Source organism: Microbacterium sp. Bi128 (genome assembly GCF_918698205.1).
This window is the reverse complement of sequence record NZ_CAKKMM010000310.1, coordinates 1-4,910: the sequence shown is the minus strand read 5'-3', so window position 1 is coordinate 4,910 and position 4,910 is coordinate 1. Positions and strand designations below refer to the sequence as shown.

The following is a 4,910-nucleotide window of genomic DNA, read 5'->3' as shown; positions in this document are numbered from 1 at the left end:
CCCCCGACGCGCTCACCGAGGTGATCGATCCGTCGGCACTGGCGGGGATCCCCACCGGACGCGGGCTGCAGGACGACTCGCCGACCGCCGACACCGACACCGACGACCTCCCGGGGATCTCGGGACTCGGCGGAGACAACGCGGGGCTGCCCCCGTCGGCGAACTACCGGCTCCCCGCGGTGAGCGCCCTCGCCGCCGGCACGCCGCCGAAGGAGCGGTCGGCCGCCAACGACGCCGTCGTGCGCGCGATCGAGAGCGTCATGGAGCAGTTCAAGGTCGACGCTCGCGTCACCGGGTTCTCGCGCGGCCCGACGGTGACCCAGTACGAGATCGAGGTCGGTCCCGGTGTCAAGGTCGAGCGCATCACCGCGCTCACCAACAACATCGCGTACGCGGTCGCCTCCAACGAAGTGCGCATCCTCGCGCCCATTCCGGGCAAGAGCGCCATCGGCGTCGAGATCCCGAACGCCGATCGCGAGATCGTGACGCTCGGCGACATCCTCCGCTCGGACGCGTCGACCGCCTCCACTCATCCGATGACGATCGGCGTCGGAAAAGACGTGGGCGGTGGCTTCGTCGTCGCCAACCTCGCCAAGATGCCGCACCTCCTCGTGGCCGGTTCCACCGGCTCGGGTAAGTCGAGCTTCGTGAACTCGATGATCACGAGCCTCCTGATGCGCGCGAAGCCGTCCGAGGTGCGGATGGTGCTCATCGACCCCAAGCGCGTCGAGCTGACCTCCTACGCCGGTGTTCCTCACCTCATCACGCCCATCATCACGAACCCGAAGAAGGCCGCCGAGGCACTCCAGTGGGTCGTGAAAGAGATGGACATGCGGTACGACGACCTGGCGTCGTTCGGCTTCCGTCACATCGACGACTTCAACAAGGCCGTCGTGGCGGGCGAGATCCAGCTCCCGGCGGGCAGCGAGCGCGTCCTCAAGCCGTACCCCTACCTGCTGGTGGTCGTCGACGAGCTCGCCGACCTCATGATGGTCGCGCCGCGCGACGTCGAGGACTCGATCGTCCGCATCACGCAGCTGGCCCGCGCGAGCGGCATCCACCTCGTGCTCGCGACGCAGCGCCCCTCGGTCGACGTCGTCACGGGTCTCATCAAGGCCAACGTGCCGTCCCGCCTCGCGTTCGCCGTCACGAGCGTCACCGACTCGCGGGTCATCCTCGACCAGCCCGGCGCCGATCGCCTCATCGGTCAGGGCGACGGTCTGTTCCTGCCGATGGGTGCCTCCAAGGCCCTGCGTGTGCAGGGCGCGTGGGTCAGCGAGCAGGAGATCGAGCGCGTCGTCGCCCACGTCACGCAGCAGGCTCGTCCGGAGTACCGTTCCGACGTCCAGGCCGCGGCCGAGAAGAAAGAGATCGACGCCGACATCGGTGACGACCTCGAACTGCTGCTGGCGGCAGCCGAGCTCGTCGTCTCGACGCAGTTCGGATCGACCTCGATGCTGCAGCGCAAGCTCCGGGTCGGCTTCGCCAAGGCGGGGCGCCTCATGGACCTCCTCGAATCGCGAGAGATCGTCGGCCCGTCCGAGGGCTCGAAAGCCCGCGACGTCCTCGTGACGAACGAACAGCTGCCGAGTGTCCTGGCGCGCCTGCGCGGCGAGGAACCGCCCGTGGCGGCCGACGACGACCGCTACGGCCCCGATGCCGTGGAGTCCCAGTACGACGGCATCCCGGTGGCCGAGGACGACGAAGGCTCGGAAGACGCCTGGCAACTGACGGGACGTGACTGATGAGAGTGCATCCGCAGTTGCCCAACGCGATCACGATCGCCCGCATCCTGTGCGCCCCGGTCTTCCTGTGGATGCTCCTCGCCGACGGGGGAGCCGGGGGAGGGCTGAGGTGGGCCGCGGCCGTCGTCTTCATCGTCGCGATCGCGACCGATGGCATCGACGGGTACATCGCCCGTCGCTACGAGATCGTCAGCGACCTCGGCAAGCTCCTCGACCCGATCGCCGACAAGGCGCTCACAGGAGTGGCCTTCGTGGGGTTGTCGATCCTCGGCGAGCTGGACTGGTGGGTGACGATCCTCGTGCTGGTCCGCGAGATCGGCATCACGATCTACCGGTTCCTGGTCGTGAGCGACCACGTCCTGGCGGCCGCCTGGATGGGCAAGCTGAAGACGGTGGCGCAGGCCGTGGCGCTGTCGATCGCCCTGCTGCCGTTGGCCTCGCTCTCCGAGGCCGCGGTGTGGCAGTCGACGGTGTGGTGGGCCGGGGTGGTGACCATGACGATCGCCGTGGTCCTCACCATCGCCTCGGGGATCGACTACGTCATCTCGGAGGTCCGAGGAGCCCGCGCGAAGCGGAGCGCCCGATGATCGACGGCGTCCCCGACGATCTCGACGAGACGCTCGTCCGTGATCCGCGTGAGAGCGCCGCGGTGCTCCTCGACCGGCTCGCCGAGCTGGGGTGGACGATCGCCGTCGCGGAGTCGCTCACCGGCGGCATGATCGTGTCCTCTCTCGTCGACGTTCCGGGAGCCTCGCGTGTGGTCCGGGGCGGCGTGGTGGCCTACGCCACCGACGTCAAGAACAGCGTCCTCGGCGTCGATCCCGCCCTGCTCGAGGCGCACGGGGCCGTCCACCCGCGCGTCGCCCGGCAAATGGCGCGGGGCGTTCGCGATGTCCTGGGACGTGACGGGACACCGGCCGACGTCGGAATCGCCACGACGGGGGTCGCCGGCCCGGACGAGCAGGACGGTCAGCCGGTCGGCACCGTGCACATCGCCGTCTCCACTCCACTCGGGACGCGCGTGGATTCCCTGGTGATCTCGGGTGACCGGGATCGCATCCGGCGTGAGGCGACCCACATCGCCATCCGCCGTGCTCTCGCCGCCCTCTGACCGTCCGTTCTCGACACGCCCGGCGGAGGGAACAAACGGCGTCACACGCCGGTTGTTTGAGAGCGATTCCCATCCAGTGCCCAGCGCGCGGCATTAGGGTGACCTGGAACGGTGTTGTACCGTTGTCCACCCGGACAGCGGGGGAATCTGCAGTGAGGAGGGGTTCACATGATCCTGGTCCGTCAAGAGATCGGCGAAGTCCTGCGTGAGCTCCGCCAGCAGAAGGGCCGCACCCTTCGTCAGGTCGCCAGCCGCGCGAGCGTCGCGCTGGGGTACCTCAGCGAGGTCGAACGCGGTCAGAAGGAGGCGTCGAGCGAGATCCTCGCGTCCGTCGCCGAGGCCCTCGATGTCCCCATCTCGACGATCATGCGCGAGGTCGGCGACCGACTGTCGGTCCTCGAGGGTTTGCAGACCTTCCCCGATGTCGTCCCCGACGATCTGGTCGCGGCGGTCGAGCCCGAGCTCTCCCTGCACTGACGTCTCTGCATGCGTCGAAGTGAGTTCGATCGTGCCGTCGCCGACGAGTTCGGGCCTCGGGGCGGTTCTTTGATGACCGATCTCGTGCTGTCCGCCGTGGGTGGGCGCACGAGTGCCGACGCCCTCGCCGCGGGCGTCGATCCGCGTGAGGTGTGGCTCGCGCTCTGCGAAGAGACCGACGTTCCGCGGGACCGCCGCTACGGCGTCGGACGTCTGGACCCGCGGCAACGCTGACCCCCTCGGGCAGGTCGCGGCCCGCCCGAGGATGTCGTGCGTTCGCGGTCGGTCGGCATCGTCGCCCGCGCGGATGACGGGCGCAGGGTGGACGCCCGGGGCACGGGACGAGTTCGGTAGTCGACTCGCCGGAACCGGCGTGTCATCGAATCTTCGTTCGATATCGGCGTAGGCTCCTGCACATCGGAGTTTCGAGCGGGTTCGTCCCCAGAAGGTCGGGTTTCCTCCGCCGATGTCGGAGGCCCTCCCTAACGTGGGCGAAGTCGAACGACACTCTCAACGCCTTGTCGGGAATCTCCATCGTCGGTGGAGAGCGCGACAGCCTATAGGCGACGGAACGCGAGCAGAAAGAAGACGTCATGCCCTCACCCGCAGAACGCGAAAAGGCCCTCGAGTCGGCCCTCGCCCAGATCGACCGTCAGTTCGGAAAGGGCTCGGTCATGCGCCTGGGCAGCGACGAGCGCGCCCCGATCGAGACCATCCCGACGGGTTCCATCGCCCTCGACGCCGCTCTGGGGATCGGCGGGCTTCCCCGCGGCCGCATCATCGAGATCTACGGTCCGGAGTCGTCGGGTAAGACGACGCTCACCCTGCACGCGATCGCCAACGCGCAGCGCGCCGGGGGTATCGCCGCCTTCATCGATGCCGAGCACGCGCTCGACCCCGAGTACGCCAAGAAGCTCGGCGTCGACATCGATGCGCTTCTCGTGTCGCAGCCCGACACCGGTGAGCAGGCGCTCGAGATCGCCGACATGCTGATCCGTTCCGGCGCCATCGACCTCGTCGTCATCGACTCCGTCGCCGCCCTCGTTCCCGAGGCCGAGATCAAGGGCGAGATGGGTGACTCCCACGTGGGTCTCCAGGCCCGTCTGATGTCGCAGGCGCTCCGCAAGCTCACGGGTGGGCTGAACACCACCAAGACGACGGCGATCTTCATCAACCAGCTGCGCGAGAAGATCGGTGTGTTCTTCGGGTCCCCCGAGACCACCGCCGGTGGAAAGGCGTTGAAGTTCTACGCTTCGGTCCGTCTCGACATCCGTCGAATCGAGACCCTGAAGGACGGCACTGAGGCGGTCGGTAACCGCACTCGCGTGAAGGTCGTCAAGAACAAGATGGCGCCGCCCTTCAAGCAGGCCGAGTTTGACATCATCTACGGCGTGGGCATTTCCCGCGAGGGAAGCCTCATCGACTTCGGTGTCGAGCACGGCATCGTGAAGAAGTCCGGTGCCTGGTACACCTACGACGGCGAGCAGCTGGGCCAGGGCAAAGAGAACGCCCGCGGATTCCTCATCAAGAACCCCGACGTCGCGGCTGAGATCGAGTCGAAGATCAAGACCAAGCTC

6 protein-coding genes are annotated in these 4,910 nt (G+C 67.8%); all 6 read left to right on the top strand.

Annotated features, from left to right (window positions below):
• Positions 1-1,745: DNA translocase FtsK (locus LQV45_RS17800; protein WP_230008161.1), on the top strand; the 1,745-nt coding region annotated here is incomplete at its 5' end.
• Complete coding sequence (gene pgsA, locus LQV45_RS17795) at positions 1,745-2,332, top strand: CDP-diacylglycerol--glycerol-3-phosphate 3-phosphatidyltransferase (protein ID WP_230008160.1); 588 nt, start codon at positions 1,745-1,747, stop codon at positions 2,330-2,332. The genes LQV45_RS17800 and pgsA, both read left to right, overlap by 1 nt.
• On the top strand, positions 2,329-2,856 hold the full coding sequence (locus LQV45_RS17790) for a CinA family protein (RefSeq protein ID WP_230008159.1): 528 nt from the start codon (positions 2,329-2,331) through the stop codon (positions 2,854-2,856). Before pgsA ends, LQV45_RS17790 begins: the two co-directional genes overlap by 4 nt.
• A 168-nt stretch (positions 2,857-3,024) precedes the next feature.
• Entirely contained in the window at positions 3,025-3,333 is a 309-nt protein-coding gene (locus tag LQV45_RS17785; protein ID WP_138174360.1) for a helix-turn-helix domain-containing protein, read from the top strand.
• A 9-nt stretch (positions 3,334-3,342) separates the two neighbouring features.
• Positions 3,343-3,567 (top strand): DUF3046 domain-containing protein, encoded by a 225-nt coding sequence (locus LQV45_RS17780; RefSeq protein ID WP_138174362.1) that lies wholly within the window; start codon positions 3,343-3,345, stop codon positions 3,565-3,567.
• Positions 3,568-3,926: 359 nt separating this feature from the next.
• The coding region (gene recA / locus LQV45_RS17775; RefSeq protein ID WP_230008158.1) for a recombinase RecA at positions 3,927-4,910 on the top strand (984 nt) is incomplete at its 3' end.